The sequence below is a fragment of the Flavobacterium beibuense F44-8 genome, assembly GCF_000769915.1.
Classification (GTDB): domain Bacteria; phylum Bacteroidota; class Bacteroidia; order Flavobacteriales; family Flavobacteriaceae; genus Flavobacterium; species Flavobacterium beibuense.
The window spans coordinates 152,070-176,397 of record NZ_JRLV01000010.1 but is presented as its reverse complement, the minus strand read 5'-3'; the positions used below and the strand labels follow the sequence as shown (position 1 = coordinate 176,397).

Below are 24,328 nucleotides of genomic sequence, written 5' to 3'. Positions count from 1 at the left end.
ACATAACTGCTACTGTGTCGTTTATTGTTTTATGGTGCGTTTTTTGAGGCGAGCCATGCGAAACTTTGTTAAATTTGAATATCGGGTGTTTTTTTGAAATACCTTTATTCCCACTTACTTAAAAATAATTAGATGTTACGTTGGATTATACTTTTTGTTTTTGTGGTTTTGGTAGAGCTGTATGCTTTTCAGGCTGTAAAAACATTAACCCGAATAAAATGGGTGCTTATTGCTTATCAGGTGATTTCCCTTTTAATTGTAGTTTATATATTTTACTCGTTTGCCACTCAGTTTGACCGAAGCGTGGGGCAAAATAAACATACCCTGTTCACTATAGGGCTGTTGCTGATAACTTATATTCCCAAAATGCTGCTTATGGCATTTATGTTTGGTGAAGATATTATTCGTGTTATTGGCGGATTCCTTAAAGAATTCTCGGGTACTACAAACGAGTCGTTTCTTACCAGCAGGCGAAAGTTTGTAAGCCAGATCGCACTTGGTGCTGCTGCAATACCTTTTCTTTCCCTGTTATATGGTATGACAAAAGGGAAGTATAATTTTAAGGTGCATAAAAAAACGATTTACTATCCCGACCTTCCGGATAGCTTTGACGGGTTTACCATTACCCAGATATCTGATGTGCATAGTGGCAGTTTTGATAATCACCATGAAATTGAACATGCCATTAATATGATTAATGAGCAGAAGTCAGACATTATATTGTTTACCGGTGATATTGTAAACACCCATGCTGATGAGATGAATCCGTGGATTGAGACTTTTAGGTCTATTGAAACACCTCAGTTCGGTAAGTTTTCGGTTTTGGGGAATCATGATTATGGTGAATATGTTACCTGGCCTTCGCAAAAGGACAAGAACGAAAACTTTGAGGCTATAAAAGACCTGCACAGGCAAATTGATTTCAAGCTGTTGCTTAACGAGAATGTGAAGCTTAAAAAAGGGGATGATGAAATTGCCCTTATAGGTGTTGAGAACTGGGGAATTGGGTTTAAGCAGGCAGGTGATTTGGTAAAAGCATCCGAAGGTATTAAACAAACCGATTTTAAAATACTTATGAGTCATGACCCATCACACTGGGAGCATGAGGTAAAAACCCACAGAGATAATTATCATTTAACCCTTAGCGGACATACTCACGGATCTCAGTTTGGTATAGAAATACCGGGCTTTGTAAAGTGGAGTCCAATACAATATCGTTACAAACAATGGGGCGGACTGTATGAAAATGTAGGGCGCTATATATATGTAAACAGAGGCTTTGGCTTCCACGCTTATCCAGGTAGGGTAGGTATTTGGCCAGAAATAACAGTATTAGAACTAAAAAAAGGCCCAAAAGTAGCGTGATTGCTTAAAAATGTTATATTTGTATATAGATTATTTGGAACTAAAGGTTTTTAAGTAAGTTTAAATCTTTTTTTATGTCAAAATTTGGAGAACTTATAAACTCCCCGGTACCTGTACTAATCGATTTTTACACAGAGTGGAACGAGCCTTCTGTGTCAATGCATCCTGTAATTAGAGATGTAGCTGCTGCACTGGGAGACAGGGCAAAGGTGATAAAAATCGATGTGGATAAAAATCAGGAACTGGCCGATGCTTTAAGAATAAAAGGACTTCCTACGTTAATGATTTACAAGGGAGGACAAATGGTGTGGAGGCAGTCAGGCGAACTGGATGCTAATACTATTATCGGGCTGGTACAGGAATTTACCAGTACTAGTGCATAGCCTCAAACCTAAACTTTTTCTTCTTTAAGTATTCTATTGCTCTTGGTAGGGCATATTCCAGATTAGGGAATGCTTTTACACTGTCGTGAAAAATAATCACGCTACCTTCTGTTGTGTTTTCTGTAACGTTTTCAAGACACTTTTCGGGAGTTATGGTTTTATCAAAATCAGCACTCAATACATCCCACATTATTATTTTGTACCCCTCATCCCTTATTGCTTTAGCTTGAGATGATTTTATTTTTCCGTAAGGTGGTCTGAATAGTTTTGTAGTGTATTCTTCGTGTGTAAAGCCTTTAATTACCTCTTCGCAGGCAAATGTGTTTTCCAGATAGGTTTCCTTTTTGGTTTTCCATCCGTTTAAGTGATTGTAGGTATGGTTAGCAATAGTGTGACCATCGTCTGCTACCTTTTTAAAAATATCCGGATGCTTTTTGATGTTATTGCCTATACAGAAAAAAGTGGCTTTAATGTCATGTTTTTTCAGTACACCAAGTACCCACTCGGTAATCTCGGGAGTAGGGCCGTCATCAAAAGTAAGGTACACGGTATTACTGTTGTTAGGGATGTCCCAAACAAAACCGTTAAACAACTTTTTAATCAGTTTTCCTGTTTTGACCCAGTATGCTTTCATGCTAAAAAAATAAGCAGCTTTACTCAAAGCTGCTTATAAAGTTACTAATATAATTTAGTTATTATTCGTTTTCACGTTTAAACCTTTTAAACATTTCGTTGTACTTATTAAAGGTAGGTTTTTCCTTGTTGTAAAGCTCGGTATCACCTTCGTCTTTCATAATTAGTAAAAGGCTTCTGTAGCGTTCAATATCGGTTATAATATCAACAATAATGTTGTTTTGTTCCCTTACATCAACACTGTTGTAGAAGGTAAGCTTCTCCTGGTACTTTTTGATAAGTTGAGTAAGCAGGTCACGTGCTTTTTCTTTTTCGCCAAGCTGATAGTATGCTGTTGCAAAAGGCTCCAGTAAGGTGTAGTAACCAAAGTAATCTACAGGCATCTTAGTCATGGCAAGATCAGCAATATCTTTAGCTTTATCCTTTTTGCCTTCCTCGATTAGTTTTTCCATAAGTCGCGCCAGGTTGGTGCGGTATGTAATACTGTTTTTGCGGGTTTCCGGGTCATGATAAATGTTAGGGCTTTCGCTGTTACCCCAATCCCATTTCATAACAATATTGTACATTTTTTCGGTATCAATATGTCCCATATCAAGCAGGCTTCCTTCTTTAGGAACCGGAGTTCTTACAGGAACAAGTTTGAATACCATACCATCTAACTGAAGGTAGTCTTTCATCCAAATGTAATCGTCATCACCAAAGCTTCCTCCGGTAAAGTAAATAGGGCGTTCCCAGTTATTGTTGTTAACAATGTCAAGCATTAACAGACGGTTTTTGTATATAGCATCACCTTTAATGTCAATATCGATATAAGGAACAATAGAGTCGTAAAGCTCAGGCTCTACTACTTTGTGTTTTATAACCGATTCACGGTCTACTTTAAGCCTGATTTTATTAGTAGGGAAGTAGTTAATGCTATGTCCGTTTTTAAGCTCAACTTTTGTTCTTTGGTCATCTGAAGCGATAAATGATATAAAGTCGTTTATGTCCCAACGGTTTTCAGTTTGCTTATCAAAGAACATGTAGTCTCTGGTTCCCTGTACATACTGATCGTGCGTAAAGGATATAGGTAACGGTTCAGATGTGTATGCTTTCGCTTTCATCTGGTCTATATACCAGTCGGTCATGAAAAGGCTGGTGTTTACAATCCTGATGTCTGTACGTATGCCTTCAATTTCCTGTGCATACCAAAGCGGGAAGGTGTCGTTATCCCCAATGGTGAATAAAATGGCATTTTCGTCACACGACTCAAGGTAAGCCTTAGCCATAGCAAGTGCAGTATAACGACCTGAACGATCGTGGTCGTCCCAGTTTTGAGAAGCAAGTAATACAGGTCCTGCCAGTAATGTAGCAGCCAGTACAACCGGTCCTGCAATTTTTGGAGCTAAGTATCTTTGTATAGCTTCATAAATAGCATATACACCTATACCTATCCACATGGCAAATACATAGAATGATCCTACAAGGGCATAGTCTCTCTCCCTTGGCTCGAAAGGTCTTTCGTTTAGGTACACCTTAAGGGCAAGTCCTGTAAACAGGAATAGTATAAGTAATACATAGAAACTCTTAGGGTCTCTTGATGCATGGTAGCATAATCCTATAAATCCTAATAATAGAGGTAAGAAGTAGTAAAAGTTCCTTGCCTTGTTGTTAAGCTGATCTTCTGTCAGATTGCTTTGTGGACCCACGTGGTTCTCATCAATAAATTTGATACCACTCATCCAGTTGCCGTCATAATTATCATAACGTCCCTGTATGTCGTTTTGCCTACCGGTAAAGTTCCACATAAAGTACCTGAAATACATATAACCAAACTGGTATTGGAACATGAACTTCATGTTGTCAGTAAACGATGGTTTCTCTATTATAAGGTAACTGCTGTAGTTTCTAAGGAATTTGTCGTAATCGTCAAGATCCAGTTCTCCTTTTTGGTAAGAGGCTTTGAACTGATTGATTATGTTTTGAAGTTCATCACGCACCTGTGCCATAGCTTTCCCTATTTCCTCATCACTCATCTGATCTAAAGGAAGGCCATATTGTACAAGGTCTCTTGAAAAATCATAATTAGGGTCTATCCTAAAGTCAAGAGGTTTTGTGAAATTCATATAGTTTACCGGATGACCGTTGTCTGTACTCCACATTCTCGGCATAAAGCCTTTGTGGTTGTCATCGGTATTCTGTTTTGCGTTTATGTAATTGTTTACAATAACATATTTTCCGGTTTTATAATCCCTTTGGTAGTTTGGTTTTTCATCCTCATATGGTTTGTCGGCATCAAGTCCGGCATAAATATCAGAATACATAGGGCCATAAAACAGTTTTTGCTCACCATACTGCTCACGATTATAGTAAGCAAGTACCTCGGCAGCATCCGATGGTCTGTTCTCATTAATAACCACGTTTGCGTTAGCACGTATAGGTAACATCATCCAGGTAGAGAAACCTATAAAGATAAATAGTATACAAAGAGTAAGTGTATTGGCAAGTGCATATCCTTTTTTACGGGTATAGCTAAGCCCGAAGTAAAAGAAGGCTACCAGTAGTATGGCTACAAATATGGTTCCTGAGTTAAACGGAAGTCCCATTTTGTTGACCATAAATATTTCGGTCTTACCAAAAAGAGCAAGTGTGTATGGTAATAGTAATTTGAAAATGAAAAGGAGTATGGCTACAATAACAATATTTGCTATGATGAAGCTTTTTACTGTAACTTTTTCGTAGTTCTTAAAGAAGTATATAAATCCGATTGCAGGGATGGTAAGCAGTGCCATAAAGTGAACACCAAATGATAAACCTACTACCAGTGATATGATAAGTAACCATTTGTTGCCTCGCGGAGTGTTCATGTCCTGCTCCCAGCGTAATCCAAGCCAAAGTAATAATGCTATAAATAACGATGCCATGGCATACACCTCGGCTTCAACCGCATTAAACCAAAAGCTGTCTGTAAAGGTAAAGGCAAGTGCGCCAACGGCAGAACTCCCTAATACCATAAAGGCATTGTTGTTATTAAATTCGGAAAATTTCTCAACCAGTGATCGTATTATCATGGTTAATGACCAAAACATAAAAAGTATGGTGAATGCACTGGAGGCTACCGATACCATATTAACCATAAGAGCTTCCTTGTCAGGACCCGATGCAAACATGGCAAAGAAAGCACCTACCATTTGGAATAAAGGAGCTCCCGGCGGGTGACCTACCTCAAGCTTTGCGGCTGTGGTGATGTACTCGCCACAATCCCAAAAACTCATGGTTGGCTCTACGGTTAGCGAATAAACAATAAATGCAATGGCAAAAACAAACCATCCGGTGATGGTGTTCCATTTTTTAAAGTTGAATGTTATCATGCGGTTTTGAAAATTCCGGATTTATATATGCAAAGAAACTATTTTTTATTTAAAGGTAATTAAGCAAACTTATTTTTAATGTTTAATATAAAGTAAAAAGGCGGGAATTATTGTAATTCCCGCCCTGTAAAATATTTCTGTCAGCTATTGTCTTCCATAAACCGCTCCATCATTTTGTAATATCGGTCAAATTCAGGGAGCTGTTTGTCATAAAATTCATTGTCACCCTGCTTTTTGATCATTTGTAATAATCTGTAATAACCTCCTATGTCACCCGGTGAGTTAACCGAATTGAAAAAGGCGATGTTTTCCTGATATTTCTTTATTAACAGCGCTGCCAGTTCACGGGCCTTTTCGGTTTCACCTACTTTATAATATCCTTCTGCAAAAGGTTCAGACATGAAGTGGTAGCCATAATCTTGCGTAGGGAGTTTTGTTACGGCAAGGTCAATTATGGTTTTAGCCATTTCGGTTTTGCCTTCCTGAATTAAAGTGTCGCTTAATCGTGCAAGGTTTTTACGGTAGGTAATGCTGTTACGTCTTGTTTCGGGGTCAAGGTATATTTTTTTATTACTGCTACCCCAGTTCCATCGCATAACGGTATCATACATTTTTTGTGAATCAATATGGCCAATGTCAATTGGGCTGTCTTTTGGTACTTCTGTTTTTATTGGTACCAGTTTGTAGGTCATGCCGTCTAACTGAAGGTAGTCTTTTAACCAAAGATAATCTTCGGCTTTAGGGCTTCCGCCTGTAAAATAGATAGGGCGCTCCCAGTTGTTGTTGCGTATAATATCCAGCATAACCAGCTGATGTTTAAAAATAGCCTCTTTAGGTAGGTCTATTTCTATGTACGGTACAATAGAGTCATATAAATCTGGCGATACAACCTTATTTTTAATAACAGCTTCTTTGTCTACCGGTATGCGTATTTTATTACTCGGGTAATAATTGGCCCAATGTCCGTTATTGAGTTCTACCTTTGCGCGCTCGTCATCCATTAAAACAAAATCCATAAAGTCATCTATGTCCAAACGTTCTTCTGTTCTTGGTACATATAGTATAAAGTCGCGGGTTCCGTCTACATATTGACTGTGATTCATTGAAACAGGCGCACCTTCGGCTTCATAAGTTTTTTGTTTCAGCTGGTCAATATACCAGTCGGCAGGTAGGTAGGTAGAGCAGGCAACTTTAATATCAGTCCTGAAGTTTTCTATTTCCTGTGCATACCATAACGGGAAAGTATCGTTGTCTCCTATAGTAAATAGTATAGCATTAGGATCGCATGAATCAAGATAGGTTTTTGCCATAACAAGCGCAGTATCCCTGCCTGATCTGTTATGGTCATCCCAGTTTTCAAAAGCCATAAGGGTAGGAGCGGCCAGTAATGTTGCTCCTAATATAACCGGAACGGCTACTTTTTGGTTTATATGTTTTTGTATACTGTTATATAAGGCATAAACTCCCATAGCTATCCAAATAGCAAAAACATAAAAAGCACCAACCATTACATAGTCCCTTTCGCGTACTTCAAAAGGCTTTTCATTAAGGAATACCTTTATGGCTAAACTCATAAATACAAATAGTACTAATAAAGTGTAAAAACTTTTAGTGTCCTTACGGGCATGGAAAATAAATCCTATTAGGCCTAGTATAAAAGGTATAAAAAAGTATATGTTGCGTCCTTTGTTATTTAACATGTCTGAGGTAAGATGGCTTTGCGCTCCCAGTCGGGCTTCATCTATGGCTTTAAAGCCGCTAAGCCAGTTCCCGTTAAGGTGGTCGCCTTCTCCCTGCACATCGTTTTGTTTTCCTGCAAAGTTCCACATTAGGTAACGCCAAAACATATAGCCAAACTGATATTCGGCCATAAACTGCATGTTTTGCATTAATGTTGGTTTTTCTACAATAAGGTAGCTTTTGTAAGTTTTAAGGAATCTGTCATAACCTTCATAATCGATTTCCCCTCTATTGTAGGCCGATTTGAATTCGTTTATCACATCGGTAAGCTGTGATTTTATCTCGCTCATGGCGGTATAGGCTTCATCCTGACTAATATTATTTATATCAATGCCATATTTGCCAAGATCCTGAGAAAAATCGTATTGCGGATTTATCTTAAATTTTGGTGGGGCAGTGTATGCCATGTAATTAGCGGCGTGTTTTTCGCTAATCATACGGGGTAATATACCGTTGTGGTCTTTGTGGGTGTTATGTACTGCGTTTTTATAATTGTTTACGGCTACATATTTACGGGTTTTGTAATCGCGCTCATAGTTTGGTTTTGCGTCTGAAAACGGATTGTCCGGGTCTAAGCCTGCATAGGTTTCGGTATAAAGCGGACCGTAAAATACTTTTTGCTCGCCATAATTTTCGCGGTTATAATATGCCAATAGTTCGGCAGCATCGGTAGGAGGCACTTCATTAATTACTACTCCGGCGTTAGATCGTACCGGTAAAACCAGCCAACTGGAAAAACCAATAAACATAAAAAGGGTGCAAAGTATTGCTGTGTTGTAAAGAGGTAGTCCCTTTTGTTTTGTGTATCGTAGTCCGTAATAAAAGAAGCTCACAACCAATAGCCCCATTATTATAGTGCCCGAATTAAAAGGTAGTCTTAACGTGTTTACGGCAAATATTTCGGTTTTGCCAAACAGTGCCATTGTGTATGGCATTAAAAACTTAAATACAAAAAGCAATACACCTACTATAGCGATATTGGCTAGTATAAAATTTTTAGTAGTTACTGTTTTATAATTTTTAAAGTAATAAATAAGGCCAATTGACGGTATGGTTAATAGTGCTAAAAAATGCACTCCAAATGATAATCCTACCAAGAGTGAGATTAATAATAGCCAACGGTTACCGTTTGGTAAATGCATTTCTTCGCCCCAGCGTAATCCTGCCCACATTAATAACGATATAAATAAAGATGCCATGGCGTACACCTCGGCTTCGGTAGCGTTAAACCAAAAACTGTCTGAAAAGGTAAGGCACAAACAGCCTATAAATGAGCTTCCCAGTATCATTATGGTGTTGCCTTTTGTTAGTTCTCCAAACTTTACAACAATGTTTTTTAATAGTAATGAAACCGACCAGTACATAAAAAGTATGGCAAATGCTGCCGAAAATACCGATACCATATTTACCATTAGAGCAACTTTTTCTTTAGAGAATGCAAAAAGTGCAAAGACCGATCCTATTAACTGGTAGAGCGGAGCGCCTGGCGGATGGCCTACCTGTAGCTTGGCGGCAGTAGATATGTATTCACCCGAGTCCCAAAAACTAACAGTGGGTTCTACAGTGAGCGAATAGGTAATAAGAGCAACAGCAAAAGAAGTCCATCCTAAAATAAGGTTCCATCTTTTAAAGTAATGATCGTGCATAATGGGTCTTTTTATTGGTTATCAGTTTGTTTGCTTTACAGGCAATATTAGAGTAGTAACGCAGAAAAATTTTTTTTAATATTTTTTGAAATAAAAATTTGCAAAAATGAATTTATGTGCTACATTTGCACCCGCAATCACGCACCAAAACAATGGTCTATGGTGTAATGGTAACACTACTGATTTTGGTTCAGTCATTCTAGGTTCGAGTCCTAGTAGACCAACAAAAGCCTCTCGGGAAACTGTGAGGCTTTTTTTATTGCGTTATTTTTAGGTTAATTATATAAAAAAAGCTGCCCAAGGGCAGCTTTATGTTTTTTCTTTCGGGTTAGATTTTGAAAGTTACAACCGGTCTTACGGCATGGTTAACCAGGTCTTCGCTAATACTTCCGTTAAAGAAGTGTGCAAGTCCTTTTCTTCCGTGAGTACACATACCAATAAGGTCGGCGTTTACACTGTTTGCAAAGTGAAGTATGCCTTTTTCTACATTAATGTCGTTGTATATGTGTGTAGAGTAGCCTCCTGTTAGGTTTGCATTTGCAGCAAAATCATGGATAAGTTTCTCTGCAGCGTGTGTAGACTTGAAGTCGTTTGGTGTGTTAACAAAAACAAGGTGTAGGTTTGCGTTAAACAGATTTGCAAAGCTTACTACGTCTTTAAATGGTTTTTTGATTTCGTCTGAGAAGTCAGAAGCAAAAACAAAGTTTTGCGGAGCGAACTCGCCTTCCTCTTTCTTGATTACAAGAACAGGGATGTCTGAAGTACGAACCACTTTTTCAGTGTTAGAGCCAATGAACATTTCTCTAAATCCGCTTGCTCCGTGAGATCCCATAACTACTAAGTCGATATCATGTTTCTTGCTGTGAGCAATAATACCGTCAAAGGCTTTGTCAAACTGAATGGCTTCAATAACAGTTACGCCTTCAAGGTATGGTTCGTTAAGCAGGTCCTGGAAGCGTTCGCGTGTTTTTTCCATAAAGAACATAACTTCAGGTACTCCTGCACTTCGTCCTACGGCATTACTTTCTCCTATACCGTCATCGCTTATGTGGTTTGGCAGTTCCAGCATGTGAAGCAGGTATATTTCGCCGTTGTTTTTGCGGGCAATCTGAGCTGCTACTTTAAGTGCATACTCAGCGTGGTCTGAGAAATCGGTAGGTACTAAAATTCTTTTCATATGTGTAAATTATTAACAAAAATTTGGTTGGAAAAATAATACAATAAAAGTAGTGAATAAATTTTACATTATGTAATGATTTTCAATATATAAAAAAATTAGTATATTTGCACAGTTATTTACTAAAAAACTAAATAATGAGGGGACAGGAGTCCCCTCTTTTTATACTTGATATGACATTTAGAGAGAAAGTTGCAGAACTGGTGAATGCAGCGCTGGAAGAGCGCCCTTCGTTGTTTCTTATAGATCTTTCCATAAGTGACTCCAATAAAATTAATGTTACGCTGGATGGCGATAACGGGATAAATTTACAGGACTGTATAGATGTAAGCAGGGCTGTAGAACATAACTTGGATAGGGAAGAGCAGGATTTTTCCCTTGAAGTAGCTTCGGCAGGAGCGACAAGCCCTTTAAAAAACATCAGGCAGTATAAAAAAAATATTGGACGAACACTTAAGGTAAAGACTGAGAGTGGTGAGACTGAGGCTAACCTTACAGATGCTACTGAGGAGTTCATAGTGCTGGAGTGGAAGGCAAGGGAGCCTAAAAAGATAGGTAAAGGGAAAGAAACCGTACAAAAAAGAGCGGAAATCCCTTATGCAGAAATTAAAGAAGCAGTTGTTGTTATAAAATTTTAAAAAATAAAGAGAGTTGGCATGGAAAATCTTGCATTAATTGATTCGTTTTCAGAGTTTAAGGACGATAAGCTGATAGATCGCGTTACGCTGATGGCGATTCTGGAAGATGTATTTAGAAATGCATTAAAGAAGAAATATGGTTCTGATGATAATTTTGATATCATTATAAACCCTGATAAAGGGGATATGGAGATTTGGAGGAACCGTGTGGTTGTAGCCGATGGTGAGGTAGAAGATCCTAACCAGGAAATTTCTCTTTCTGAAGCCAGAAAAATTGAGCCTGACTTTGAGGTGGGTGAAGATGTTTCTGAAGAGGTGAAGCTAATACAGTTAGGTCGTCGTGCCATACTTGCGTTACGCCAAAACCTTATATCTAAAATTCACGAACACGATAATACAAACCTTTACAAGCAGTTTAAAGAGCTTATAGGTGATATTTATACTGCAGAAGTGCACCATGTTCGGCCAAAAGCTGTAATTTTGGTGGATGATGAAGGTAATGAGATTGTTTTGCCAAAAGAAAAACAAATCCCTTCAGACTTTTTTAGAAAAGGAGATAACGTTCGCGGTATAATAGAAAATGTTGAGCTTAAAGGAAATAAGCCGCAAATTATAATGTCAAGAACTTCTGAGAAATTCCTTGAGAAACTTTTCGAGCAGGAAATACCAGAGGTGTTTGACGGACTTATCACTATCAAAAAAGTAGTGAGAATACCGGGCGAAAAGGCAAAAGTTGCTGTTGATTCTTATGATGACAGAATTGATCCTGTTGGTGCCTGTGTGGGTATGAAAGGATCAAGAATTCACGGAATTGTACGTGAATTAGGAAATGAAAATATAGATGTAATAAACTATACGTCTAATACTCAGCTTTATATTACAAGAGCATTGAGTCCTGCAAAAGTTTCTTCTATCAAAATTGATGAAGAGGCTAAAAGGGCAGAAGTGTTCTTAAAGCTGGAAGAAGTGTCTAAGGCTATTGGCCGTGGCGGACACAACATTAAGCTTGCTGGGTTGCTTACAGGATATGAGCTTGATGTAATACGTGAAGGTAATCTAGAGGAGGATGAGGATGTTGAATTAACAGAATTCTCAGACGAAATCGAAGATTGGATTATCCAGGAGTTTGCTAAAATAGGTTTAGATACAGCCAGAAGCGTGCTTAATCAGGATGTGGCAGACCTAGTAAGAAGAACAGACCTGGAAGAAGAAACGATTCTTGAAGTTGTAAGGATACTTAAGGAAGAGTTTGAAGACTAATAATACTATTGTATAAATATAACATACAACCGGGAAAGATAATATTAAAAAGATTTTATGTCTGAAGAAAGAGTAATAAGATTAAATAAAGTTTTAAGAGAATTAAACATTTCGCTGGACAGGGCTGTTGAGTTTCTTAAGGATAAGGGGCATAATATTGATGCTACCCCTAACGCTAAAATATCCAATGAGGAATATAAAGCTCTTATTAACCAGTTTTCTGCCGATAAAGGTAAGAAAGAGGCTTCTCTTGAAGTGAGTGAAGAGAAAAGGAAGGAGAAGGAGGCTCTAAGGCTGGAGAGGGAGCGTGAGTTAGAAGAGAAACGTAAGCAGCAGGAAGAGGAAGAAAAGCAAAGGCAGGAAGTAATCCGTGCAAGAGCGAGTATATCCGGTCCGGTAGCAGTGGGTAAAATAGATCTTAATTCTGATAAAAAGGCTCAGCAGCAATCTTCAGACACTGTGGAGGAACCTGTGCAGGAAACTGCACCTAAAGAGGATACTCCAAAAGCTAAAGAGGAGCCTGTAAAACAACCGGAACCTGTGAAAGCACAAGAAGAGGTTAAAAAACCTGAGGAGACACCTGCGCCAAAGCAGGAAGCTCCAAAAGCAAAACAGCAGCAGCCTGCAAAACAGCAGGAGCAGCCTGTTAAGCATAAAAAACAGGATAAGCCGCAACATGCGCCAAAACAGGAAGCTCCAAAACAACAGGCACCTAAGCAGGAAACGCCTAAAGAAGGTGAAGGGGCAACGCCTGTAGAGGATGTTATTAAAACACAATATCAAAAACTTAGCGGTACTACCTTTACGGGTAAAACCATAGATCTTTCCCAGTTCGAAAAAGCTAAGAAGAAAAAAGAAGAGCCTAAAAAAGATAATAAAGGCGGAAATAACAACCAAGGCGGCGGAAATAACAATAACAAGAATAAGAGAAAAAGAATAACTACCAAACCTCAAGGTGGCGGTCAGGGTGGTAACAATAACAACCAGGGAGGAAATAACCAGGGTGGTAACAGACAAGGTGGCGGTAACAGATTTGGTAACAATAATAACAGAGGCAACAACAAACGTCAGGCTATTGTTAACAAGGTGGAGCCTACCGATGAAGAAGTTAAAAACCAAATTAGGGAAACCCTTGAAAAACTTCAGGGTAAAGGTAGCAAGTCTAAAGCGGCTAAGTACAGAAGAGATAAACGTGAAACACACCGTCAGCGTACTGATGACGAGCAAAAACAGCTTGAAGAAGGAAGCAAAGTGCTTAAAGTAACAGAGTTTGTTACTGTAGGTGAAATTGCAAGTATGATGGATGTGCCTATTACTAAGGTAATCTCTGTATGTATGTCGTTAGGTATCATGGTAAGTATGAACCAGCGTTTAGATGCAGAAACACTTACTATTGTTGCTGATGAGTTTGGTTATGAAGTTAAAATTACAACAGCTGATATTGAAGAATCAATAGAGGTTGTAGAAGATAAAGAAGAAGATTTACAGTTCAGGGCTCCTATCGTTACAGTAATGGGTCACGTTGACCACGGTAAAACGTCGTTACTTGACTACATCCGTAAGGAAAATGTAATTGCAGGTGAGTCGGGAGGTATTACACAGCACATTGGTGCTTATGGGGTAACTCTTGAAAGCGGACAGAAAATCGCATTCCTAGATACACCTGGTCACGAAGCGTTTACCGCGATGCGTGCACGTGGTGCTCAGGTAACAGATATCGCTATTATCGTGATTGCTGCGGATGACGATATCATGCCACAAACAAAAGAGGCAATCAACCACGCTCAGGCGGCAGGTGTGCCAATTATATTTGCAATCAACAAAGTTGATAAACCAACAGCTAACCCGGATAAAATTAAAGAACGCTTAGCAGGTATGAACCTGTTAGTGGAAGACTGGGGTGGTAAAATTCAGTCACACGATATATCTGCAAAAACAGGTTTAGGTGTGAAAGAATTACTTGAAAAAGTATTGCTTGAGGCAGAGATACTTGATCTTAAAGCTAACCCTGATAAGCCTGCAGTTGGTACTGTAGTTGAGGCTTTCCTTGATAAAGGTAGGGGTTATGTAGCTACTGTACTTGTACAGGGTGGTACTCTAAAAGTAGGTGATTATGTGCTTGCAGGTAAACACCACGGTAAGGTTAAGGCAATGCATGATGAGCGCGGAAACAGTCTTCAGGAGGCAGGTCCGTCAACACCGGTATCGTTACTTGGTCTTGATGGTGCGCCAACAGCGGGTGACAAGTTCAACGTGTTTGAAGATGAGAAAGAGGCTAAGCAAATTGCTGCAAAACGTACTCAGTTACTACGTGAGCAGGCAGTACGTACTCAACGTCACATTACGCTTGCTGAAATTGGACGTAGGATTGCTTTAGGTCAGTTCAAAGAACTTAACATTATCCTTAAAGGTGACGTGGATGGTTCGGTTGAGGCATTATCTGACTCGTTCTCTAAACTGTCTACAGAAGAAATTCAAATCAATATCATACATAAAGGTGTAGGTGCTATTACAGAGTCTGACGTGTTGTTAGCTTCGGCTTCAGATGCGATTATCATCGGATTTAACGTAAGACCGATGGGTAGTGCTAAGCAACTTGCAGAGAAAGAGGAAATCGATATCAGAAACTACTCTATCATCTATGATGCTATTGATGATGTTAAGGATGCTATGGAAGGTATGCTTTCTCCGGAACTTAAAGAAGAAGTTACTGGTACTGCAGAAATCCGTGAAACATTCAAAATCTCTAAAGTGGGTACTATTGCCGGATGTATGGTTACCGATGGTAAGATATACAGAAGTTCTAAAATCCGTCTTATCAGGGATGGTGTGGTTATCTATACCGGAGAGCTTGCTACCCTTAAGCGATTTAAAGATGACGTTAAAGAGGTGTCTAAAGGTTACGACTGTGGTATGCAGGTTAAAAACTATAACGATATCCAAATTGGTGATGTTATTGAGGCATTCCAAGAGGTTGAAGTTAAGAAGACACTTAAATAATAAGAGTTTATATATGACAAAAAGTCCGGCCAATGGCCGGACTTTTTTGTTTTGACACATTGTTTGGGGACTACTTCCCTATATAATAAAAAAGCCCTGACATTGTCAGGGCTTTTTTATTATTTGTGAGCTGTTATTTACTTGGTTTTATTAAAAGAGCGTAAGGGTACTTCTCCTTTACCTTTACAAGCTGTCTTTCTGCTTCTATACGTGATTTAAAGCTGCCTACCCATACTTTGTAGGTTGGGCTTTCAAATATTATTGTACCGTCTAAATCTTGGTATTCTTTTTTAAATTCAGCTAATGTTTTTCTGGCATTGCTGTTCTCGCCATAATAAATCTGAATCTTGTATCGGTCGTTAATATCGATGTTTGAATTCAGTTTTCTTTTTTCATTTAGTAATTGCTCAAATTTGGGGTCCTGAGAAATAGGATTTTCCTGTTGTTGGGCAGTACTTTCTAAAGAATAAAAAGTAAGAAAAACTGTAGCTATTTTTAGGGCGTTTATTTTTAAAATTCTCATAATGAATAGGGTTTGGATGCAAAATTACAATTTATTACAAAATCTCTTTAGAATATATTTATTTAGAATTGTTATAAATTATGCTTTAAGATTTAATTAAGGTTTGAGAATAGTACATAAGTCGTATTTTTGTGGGAGTTTTTAAAAAAGTATATAGATTCATTCAAATATACCCTTAAAAACTATACCAATTTAAGTCGATAATCATTTTTTAATATGAAAAAAGTGGGTAACCATACTTCGTTTTCGAGAATTTTATTTTTCTGTTTAGCTTTATCGCTCTCATTCTCATTTGCTTCTTACGCGCAAGATGCTGCTCCGGCGGCTGATGCAGGTCAGGAAGCTGCGGCTTCGGCAGGTGCCGGAGATCCGGCAAAAGGTAAAGAATTGTTCAATTCATTATGTGCTGCATGTCACAAGCTTGATGCTAAAATGACAGGTCCTGCTCTAAGGGGTGTTTCTGAGAAGCATGACCGTGAGTGGCTTTACAAATGGGTTCGTAACAGTAGTGAGCTGATTAAATCAGGTGATGCGGCGGCTGTAAAGCTGTTTGCAGAAAACAATAATCAGGTGATGACTGCGTTTCCGCAGCTTTCTAATGAGGATATAGATAATATCCTTGCTTATACGTCTGAGCCTGCTCCTGTTGTTGAGAAAAAGACTCCTGGAGGTGAACCTGTCGCTCAAGAAGGTGGAGCTTCTAATAATCTAATTCTTGGGGCGCTTGTTCTTGTTCTTTTAGTTCTTATTGTTATGCTTGTTCTTGTGAACACTACATTAAGAAAAGTTGCTGCTGCAAACGGAGTTGATGTTTCTAAAAAAGGAAATACAATATCTTTCTGGCAGGCTTATGCAAGAAACCAGTTCCTTGTATTGGTTACTTCAATCCTTTTATTATTATCGGGTGCTTACTTCCTTTATGGTTACTTAATGCAAATTGGTGTTGATCAGGGTTACGAACCAATTCAACCAATACATTTCTCTCATAAAATTCACGCAGGTGAAAACGGTATCGACTGTAAATACTGTCACTCTTCTGCAAGAGTAAGTAAAACTTCAGGTATACCGTCTCTTAATGTTTGTATGAACTGTCATAAAAACATCTCTGAGTTTACAGGTAGCAAAGATTCTACTTATGTTGAATATTCGAAAGAATTCTATACTGCAGAAATCCAAAAACTATACGACGCTGTAGGTTGGGATAAATCTGCACAACAATACACAGGTAAAACTAAACCGGTTAAATGGGTTAGGATTCATAATCTTCCTGATTTTGTTTACTTCAACCACTCTCAGCACGTTTCTGTAGCTGGTGTTGAATGTCAAACATGTCACGGTCCTGTTGAGACGTTTGAGATTATGAAACAAAACGCTCCATTAACAATGGGTTGGTGTATTAACTGTCACCGTGAGACAAATGTGAAAGTAGAAGGTAATGACTACTACAAAAAAATCCACGACGAACTTGCTAAGAAATATGGTGTGCAGAAACTTACAGCTGCCAACATGGGAGGTACAGAGTGTGGAAAATGTCACTATTAATCAATTTTTAAGAAGCTAATATCTATATACAACATGGCATCAAACAAAAAATACTGGCAAAGTGTTGAGGAGCTGAACGAAAACAGTTCTATTGTTGAGACGCTAAGAAACAATGAGTTTGTTGAGGAGATTCCTACTGATGAATTTCTTGGTAATGAAGAGGCTATGTCTTCTTCTTCAACAAGCCGTCGTGACTTTTTGAAATATGTCGGGTTCAGTACTGCTGCAGCTTCTCTTGCAGCGTGTGAAGGACCAGTAATTAAGTCGATTCCTTATGTGGTTCAACCAGAGGAAATCATTCCGGGTGTTGCAGATTACTATGCAACTACAATAGCGGATGGTTTTGATTTTGCAAACATATTAATCAAAACCCGTGAGGGTAGGCCAATTAAGGTTGAGAATAACAGGATGCCTGGTTCGGGCATTAGTGCTAACGCAAGGGTTTATGCCTCTGTTCTTTCTCTTTATGACAGCATGCGTTTAAAGCAGCCTATGGTTGCTGGTAAGCCGGCTTCATGGGAAGAGGTTGATACCAGGGTTAAAGCTGGTTTAGCAGAAGCTGCTGCAAGCGGTGGTCAGGTAGTTTTATTAACTAACACTATGGCTAGCCCGTCTACAGATAAGCTTATTGCTGAATTTGGTGCTAAATATGCGAACTTTAAGCATGTTGTTTATGATTCAGTTTCTTCGTCTGAAGCTCTTGATGCTTATCAAGCTGTTTATGGTGAGAGGGCTTTAGCTAATTACGATCTTTCAAGTGCTGATGTTATTGTTGCTGTTGGAGCAGATTTCCTGGGTGACTGGCAAGGTGGAGGGTATGATACTGGTTATGCCGGTAAGCGTATCCCGAAACAGGGTAAAATGTCTAAGCATATCCAGATGGAGGCAAATCTTACTCTGTCAGGTTCTAATGCAGATAAGCGTATACCTTTAACTGTTACTCAACAAAAACACGCATTAGTTCATTTATATAATGAAGTTACAGGTTCTTCTGTAAGCGTTCCTGCTGTAGGTGAGAAATATGCTGCAGAGGTTAAGAAGGCTGCTAAGCAGTTAAAAGATGCCGGATCTAAAGGTGTTGTTATGACAGGTTTAGATGATGTTAATGCTCAGCTTCTTGTAATTGCAATTAACCAGGCGCTTCAAAGTGAGGCATTCAAGCCGGAAGAGGCTCGTTACACCCGTAAAGGTGATGCTAAACAGGTACAGGCGCTTATCAATGATATTAAAGCAGGAAGTGTTAGTGCGCTTATCATGAGCGGTGTTAACCCTGTGTATACTTTACCAAACGGAGCTGAATTTAAAGAGGCTCTAGGTAAGGTAAAACTTTCTGTTGCATTCTCTATGAAAGAGGATGAAACCGCAGCTCATACTACTGTAGCTGCTGCTGCCCCTCACTATCTTGAGTCTTGGGGTGATGTGGTTATCACAAAAGGTACTTACAGTGTTACTCAGCCAACTATCCGTCCTTTGTTTGATACAAGACAACTTCAGGATGCTTTATTAAGCTGGAGTGGTAACTCACAATCTTACTACGAATATTTAAAAGCTTCTTCTTCTGAGTTCTTTACAGGAAAATCATGGAACCAATTAGTTCATGATGGTATTTCTGTTTCAGAAAACGTTCCTGCTCTTACTGCAGGTGCTGCCGATTTTGGTGGTGCTGCAAGCGCATTAGCAGGTGCTAAAGCTACAGGAGATTTTGAGCTTGTACTTTATACTAAAACAGGTATGGGTGATGGTCAACAGGCTAACAACCCATGGTTACAGGAGTTCCCTGATCCAATCACAAGAGCATCTTGGGATAACTATGTAACAGTTGCTAAAGCTGATGCTGAAAAGCTTGGGCTTGAAAACTACCATGTTGCTAATGGTGGTCTTAACGGTAGCTATGCGACTCTTGAGGTAAACGGAATAAAACTTGAAAAAGTTCCTGTTATGATCCAACCGGGTCAGGCAGTAGGTACATTAGGTCTTTCTTTAGGTTATGGTCGTACAGCGGCAATGAAGCAGGAAATGCAGGTGGGTATCAATGCTTATCCTGTGTACAAAAACTTCAACTCATTCCAGTCGGCTAAAATCTCTAAAGGAAACGGTGACCACGAGTTTGCTTGTTTACAGTTACAAAAAACATTAATGGGTAGAGGGGATATCGTAAAAGAAACTACCCTTGAGATATTCAATACTAAAGATGCTTCTGAATGGAATGAAGTTCCTCAGGTTTCTTTAGATCACAGTGAAGTAGCTTCTACTTCGGTTGACTTATGGGAGTCTTTTGACAGAACAGTAGGTCACCACTTTAACTTATCAATTGACCTTAATGCGTGTACAGGTTGTGGAGCTTGTGTTATAGCTTGTCACTCTGAAAACAACGTTCCGGTTGTAGGTAAGTCTGAAGTTAGAAGAAGCCGTGATATGCACTGGTTACGTATCGACAGATACTACTCTTCTGAAGAGACTTTTGCAGAGGATGTAGAGCTTAAAGAGAATACTTCCGGCTTAATGAACTCTATCAGTACATTTAATGCTATGGAAGATCCGGCAGAAAATCCACAGGTTGCATTCCAACCGGTATTCTGTCAGCACTGTAACCACGCACCATGTGAAACTGTATGTCCGGTAGCGGCTACATCACACGGTCGTCAGGGTCAAAACCACATGGCTTATAACCGTTGTGTGGGTACTCGTTACTGTGCTAACAACTGTCCTTACAAAGTGCGTCGTTTCAACTGGTTCCTTTACAACAAGAACAGTGAGTTTGATTACCATATGAATGACGATTTAGGACGTATGGTTCTTAACCCTGATGTTAACGTACGTTCTAGAGGTGTAATGGAGAAATGTTCTCTATGTTTACAAATGACTCAGGCAACAATCTTAAAAGCTAAGAGAGAAGGTCGTCCGGTTGCTAAGGATGAATTCTCAACAGCTTGTTCAGAAGCTTGTGGATCTGGAGCACTTGTATTTGGGGATATCAACAATCCGGAGGATACAGTTACTAAACTTAAAGAAGATGACAGGATGTATCACCTACTGGAGCATGTAGGTACTCAGCCTAACGTATTCTTCCAGGTTAAAGTAAGAAACACCTAAAATCAAATAAGTATTAATAAGAAACAATATAAAGGATTATGTCGTCTCATTACGAAGCACCCATTAGAAAACCTTTAGTTATAGGTGATAAAAATTTTCACGATGTAACAGTAGATGTTGCAGCACCGGTGGAAGGCAGGGCAAATAAGCAATGGTGGATTGTATTCTCGATCGCTTTGGCAGCTTTCCTATGGGGTGTAGGTTGTGTGGCTTACACAGTTGGAACAGGTATCGGTACTTGGGGTTCAAATAAAACAGTTGGCTGGGCCTGGGATATTACTAACTTCGTTTGGTGGGTTGGTATCGGTCACGCCGGAACACTAATTTCAGCAGTATTATTATTATTCCGTCAAAAGTGGAGAATGGCGATTAACCGTTCTGCAGAGGCGATGACCATTTTCTCGGTAATTCAGGCAGCAATGTTCCCTGTATTCCACATGGGTCGCCCTTGGTTAGCTTACTGGGTAATGCCGGTTCCTAACCAGTTCGGTTCACTTTGGGTTAACTTTAACTCACCTCTACTTTGGGACGTATTTGCAATTTCTACTTACCTGTCTGTATCACTTGTTTTCTGGTGGACAGGTTTATTACCTGACTTTGCAATGCTTCGTGACAGAGCTGTAACTCCTTTCACAAAAAGAGTATACTCGATCGTTAGTTTTGGATGGAGTGGTAGAGCAAAAGACTGGCAGCGTTTTGAAGAGGTTTCTCTTGTACTTGCTGGTTTAGCAACTCCTCTTGTACTTTCTGTACACACTATCGTATCGTTTGACTTTGCTACTTCGGTTATACCGGGATGGCACACTACAATTCTTCCTCCATACTTCGTTGCCGGTGCGATCTTCTCAGGATTCGCGATGGTAAACACGCTTCTTATCATTATGAGGAAGGTATCAAACCTTGAAGCTTACATTACAATACAGCACATTGAGCTTATGAACATCATTATCATGATTACAGGTTCGATTGTTGGTACAGCTTATATTACTGAGTTATTTATTGCATGGTATTCAGGAGTTGAATACGAGCAATATGCATTCCTTAACAGAGCAACAGGTCCTTACTGGTGGTCATACCTATTAATGATGACTTGTAACGTTGTTTCTCCACAGGTTATGTGGTCTAAAAAGATCAGAACTAGTATCATGGCATCGTTTATTATCTCTATCGTGGTAAACATCGGTATGTGGTTTGAGCGTTTCGTAATTATCGTTACCTCACTGCACAGAGATTACCTGCCATCATCATGGACTATGTTCCAGCCTACATTTGTAGATGCAGGTTTCTTCATTGGTACAATTGGTTTCTTCTTTGTATTATTCTTACTTTATTCAAGAAGCTTCCCTGTAATTGCACAGGCAGAGGTGAAATCTATCATGAAGTCTTCAAGTGAGAAGTACAAGAAATTAAGAGATCAGGAAGGACACAACAATCATTCACATTCAGATAATCATTAAGAATCATGAGTAATAAAGTTATACATGTACTATACAATGATGATGATATCCTGATGGATGCCGTTAAGCAAACGCGTGCTGCTCATCATCACATTGAAGAAGTTTATACACCTTTCCCGGTTCACGGGTTAGATAAGGCCATGGGTCTTGCTCCTACAAGATTAGCTATTTGCTCTTTCTTATATGGTTTAGTAGGTTTATCTGTTGCTACATCTATGTTATACTACATTATGATTGTAGACTGGCCACAGGATATTGGTGGTAAGCCAAGTTTCAGTTTCATTCAAAACATGCCTGCATTCGTACCGGTAATGTTTGAGATGACAGTATTCTTCGCAGCTCACTTAATGGTAATTACTTTCTATATGAGAAGTAAATTATGGCCATTTAAAGAAGCAGAGAACCCGGATGTAAGAACTACAGATGACCATTTTTTAATGGAAGTTTCTGTTCACGGTGATGTAGACCAGATGGTTTCATTCTTTGAGAACACAGGAGCTGTGGAAGTAAAAGTAATTGAAAAGCATTAAGAGAGATATGAAAGCATTATATAAAATAGCATTATTGGCATGTGTGTCGGCAGTAGCTACTTCCTGCTTCGATAAATCACGTCCAAACTACCAGTATTTTCCAAATATGTATGAGCCGGTTCCTTATGAAACTTATTCTGAGGTTCCAACTTTCGCTAACGGTAAAGAAGGTCAGCTCCCTGCTGAAGGATCTATACCAAGAGGATTTACTCCATACGAATATGAAAATAGTACTGAAGGTTACGAATTAGCTAAAGCTAACTTAGTATCTCCTCTTGACAGTGCTGAAGTTGACTTACCAAGAGCTGAACAGCTTTTCACAATTTACTGTGCAGTTTGTCACGGTGATAAAGGTGATGGTAAAGGAAATCTGGTAAAAAGAGAAAAATTCCTTGGTGTGCCTAACTACAAAGACAGGCAAATTACTGAAGGAAGTGTGTTTCATGTAGTTACTTGCGGTCTTAATAGTATGGGGTCTCATGCTAACCAGTTAAGTCAGGAAGAACGTTGGCAGGTAGCTCACTATGTAATGAAACTTAGGAGTGAATTATAATTGTAGAACACTGAAAGCATAAAATATGTATACATTTTCAAGTAAATTAAAAACTTTTTCTTTCATCCTTATGATCGTAGGTGTTCTGGGGATCGGTTATAGTTTTTTTACTGCGCCAAAAGATATCAATGATGTTGAGGCAATATTAGCCAGTCAACACGGCCATCACGGTGATGCTCACGCTGAAGGCGCAGAGCACCATGATGCTAAAGATGCTCATGTTAATACAGCTCACTCTGAAGATGCTCATGCAGCAGCGGGTCACGATGCACATGATGCTCACGGAGCAGATGCTCATGAAGCACATGATGATGAACACACTCATCATTTAAAACACGTTTTACAGCAATTACAAAACAAGCCTTGGGCTGGTGTTTATGTAGCGGCTTTATTCTTTATGTTAATTTCACTTGGGGCATTAGCTTTCTATGCTATCCAAAACGCTGCATCTGCAGGATGGTCTCCTGTACTGTTTAGAGTTATGGAAGGTATATCTGCTTACCTTATCCCAGGTGCTGTTATAGTATTTTTATTACTTGTATTAGGTGTTATGGGATCACACCACCTGTTCGTATGGATGGACAAAGATGTGGTTGCTCACGATCACTTAATTCAGGGTAAATCGGGCTACCTTAACGGTCCTTTCTTCCTTATAAGAGCTGCACTTTTCATGGGTGGATGGATTTTCTACCGTCAGTATGCAAGAAAAGTTTCTTTAGCTCAGGATGAGGCATCAGATAACCTGAACTTTAAGAAGAGTTTTAAAGCTGCGGCTTCATTCCTTGTATTCTTTATCGTATCAGAGTCTATCATGTCTTGGGACTGGATCATGTCTGTAGACCCACACTGGTTTAGTACGCTATTCGGATGGTATGTGTTTGCAAGTTTTGTTGTAAGTGCAGTTACTGTTATCGCAATGGTTACTCTTTACCTAAAATCTCAGGGTTATTTAGAGTATGTTAATACAAGCCACATACACGATTTAGCTAAATTCATGTTTGGTTTCAGTGTATTCTGGACTTACCTATGGTTCTCTCAGTTCATGCTTATATGGTATGCTGATATACCGGAAGAGATTACTTACTTCGTAACAAGAATTGAACACTATAATCTTCCTTTCTTTGGTATGGTTGTTATGAACTTTGTTCTGCCTGTACTTATCCTTGTTAATACCGACTTTAAACGTCTTACATGGATTGTAGTTCTTGCAGGTACAATCATCCTTTGCGGTCACTATATTGATTTCTTCAATATGATTATGCCTGCAACAGTTGGTGACCAGTGGTTCATTGGAGCTGGTGAGATAGGTTCTATACTATTCTTTATGGGATTGTTTATCTTTGTTGTGTTCAGTGCCATTTCAAAAGCGCCGTTACTAGCTAAGCGTAACCCGCTGATTGAAGAAAGTAAGCATTTTCATTATTAATATTTAAAGAAT

At 39.0% G+C, this 24,328-nt stretch carries 16 protein-coding genes and 1 tRNA gene; 12 read left to right on the top strand and 5 right to left on the bottom strand.

Annotated elements, in window-relative coordinates; translation table 11 throughout:
* Positions 1-132 precede the first annotated feature (132 nt).
* Both Q763_RS10815 and Q763_RS10810 read left to right on the top strand, forming a co-directional pair.
* Positions 133-1,365 (top strand): metallophosphoesterase, encoded by a 1,233-nt coding sequence (locus tag Q763_RS10815; RefSeq protein WP_035134123.1) that lies wholly within the window; start codon positions 133-135, stop codon positions 1,363-1,365.
* A gap of 74 nt (positions 1,366-1,439) precedes the next feature.
* Positions 1,440-1,748 carry a thioredoxin family protein gene (locus Q763_RS10810; protein WP_035134121.1) on the top strand — a complete coding sequence of 103 codons (309 nt, stop codon included), beginning with the start codon at positions 1,440-1,442 and terminating at the stop codon, positions 1,746-1,748.
* Here Q763_RS10810 and Q763_RS10805 read toward each other — a convergent pair.
* From Q763_RS10805 to Q763_RS10795, 3 genes are all read right to left on the bottom strand, one after another.
* A complete protein-coding gene (locus tag Q763_RS10805; protein WP_035134118.1) occupies positions 1,738-2,382 on the bottom strand; it encodes a polysaccharide deacetylase family protein in 645 nt (214 codons plus the stop codon). The two genes, Q763_RS10810 and Q763_RS10805, sit on opposite strands and share 11 nt — an antisense overlap.
* Before the next feature lie 61 nt (positions 2,383-2,443).
* The gene (locus Q763_RS10800; RefSeq protein ID WP_035134116.1) at positions 2,444-5,731 is read right to left on the bottom strand and encodes a glycosyltransferase family 117 protein; all 3,288 of its coding nucleotides are present in this window, start codon (positions 5,729-5,731) and stop codon (positions 2,444-2,446) included.
* A gap of 140 nt (positions 5,732-5,871) precedes the next feature.
* Positions 5,872-9,117, bottom strand: coding sequence for a glycosyltransferase family 117 protein (locus Q763_RS10795; RefSeq protein ID WP_035134114.1), 3,246 nt, complete (start codon positions 9,115-9,117; stop codon positions 5,872-5,874).
* A 153-nt stretch (positions 9,118-9,270) separates the two neighbouring features.
* Here Q763_RS10795 and Q763_RS10790 point away from each other — a divergent pair.
* A tRNA-Gln gene (locus Q763_RS10790) sits at positions 9,271-9,341 on the top strand.
* Positions 9,342-9,445: 104 nt separating this feature from the next.
* On the opposite strand, the gene Q763_RS10785 is transcribed toward Q763_RS10790, so the two are convergent.
* The gene (locus tag Q763_RS10785) at positions 9,446-10,294 is read right to left on the bottom strand and encodes a universal stress protein (protein ID WP_035134112.1); all 849 of its coding nucleotides are present in this window, start codon (positions 10,292-10,294) and stop codon (positions 9,446-9,448) included.
* A gap of 173 nt (positions 10,295-10,467) precedes the next feature.
* Here Q763_RS10785 and rimP point away from each other — a divergent pair, with 173 nt between their 5' ends.
* From rimP to infB, 3 genes are read left to right on the top strand one after another with little or no spacing between them, the layout of a single operon-like run.
* Positions 10,468-10,932: a ribosome assembly cofactor RimP gene (rimP, locus tag Q763_RS10780; RefSeq protein ID WP_035134151.1), complete on the top strand. Its 465-nt coding sequence runs from the start codon at positions 10,468-10,470 to the stop codon at positions 10,930-10,932.
* An 18-nt stretch (positions 10,933-10,950) separates the two neighbouring features.
* Positions 10,951-12,192 (top strand): transcription termination factor NusA, encoded by a 1,242-nt coding sequence (gene nusA, locus Q763_RS10775; RefSeq protein ID WP_035134109.1) that lies wholly within the window; start codon positions 10,951-10,953, stop codon positions 12,190-12,192.
* Between the two features lie 57 nt (positions 12,193-12,249).
* Positions 12,250-15,192 (top strand): translation initiation factor IF-2, encoded by a 2,943-nt coding sequence (gene infB / locus Q763_RS10770; protein ID WP_035134100.1) that lies wholly within the window; start codon positions 12,250-12,252, stop codon positions 15,190-15,192.
* Between the two features lie 133 nt (positions 15,193-15,325).
* On the opposite strand, the gene Q763_RS10765 is transcribed toward infB, so the two are convergent.
* A complete protein-coding gene (locus Q763_RS10765) occupies positions 15,326-15,715 on the bottom strand; it encodes an SPOR domain-containing protein (protein ID WP_035134098.1) in 390 nt (129 codons plus the stop codon).
* 216 nt (positions 15,716-15,931) lie between these two features.
* Between Q763_RS10765 and Q763_RS10760 the strand changes: the two genes are divergently transcribed.
* The 6 genes from Q763_RS10760 to Q763_RS10735 are packed head-to-tail and all read left to right on the top strand — an operon-like array spanning position 15,932 to position 24,316.
* Positions 15,932-17,257: a cytochrome c3 family protein gene (locus Q763_RS10760; RefSeq protein ID WP_035134096.1), complete on the top strand. Its 1,326-nt coding sequence runs from the start codon at positions 15,932-15,934 to the stop codon at positions 17,255-17,257.
* Between the two features lie 33 nt (positions 17,258-17,290).
* Complete coding sequence (locus Q763_RS10755) at positions 17,291-20,350, top strand: TAT-variant-translocated molybdopterin oxidoreductase (RefSeq protein WP_035134094.1); 3,060 nt, start codon at positions 17,291-17,293, stop codon at positions 20,348-20,350.
* 38 nt (positions 20,351-20,388) lie between these two features.
* Positions 20,389-21,807, top strand: a complete 1,419-nt coding sequence (gene nrfD / locus Q763_RS10750; protein WP_035134092.1) for an NrfD/PsrC family molybdoenzyme membrane anchor subunit — start codon at positions 20,389-20,391, stop codon at positions 21,805-21,807.
* Between the two features lie 5 nt (positions 21,808-21,812).
* Complete coding sequence (locus Q763_RS10745) at positions 21,813-22,337, top strand: DUF3341 domain-containing protein (protein ID WP_035134090.1); 525 nt, start codon at positions 21,813-21,815, stop codon at positions 22,335-22,337.
* Between the two features lie 7 nt (positions 22,338-22,344).
* Positions 22,345-22,890 (top strand): c-type cytochrome, encoded by a 546-nt coding sequence (locus Q763_RS10740; protein ID WP_035134150.1) that lies wholly within the window; start codon positions 22,345-22,347, stop codon positions 22,888-22,890.
* Positions 22,891-22,915: 25 nt separating this feature from the next.
* Entirely contained in the window at positions 22,916-24,316 is a 1,401-nt protein-coding gene (locus Q763_RS10735; RefSeq protein WP_035134089.1) for a hypothetical protein, read from the top strand.
* Positions 24,317-24,328: the final 12 nt, after the last annotated feature.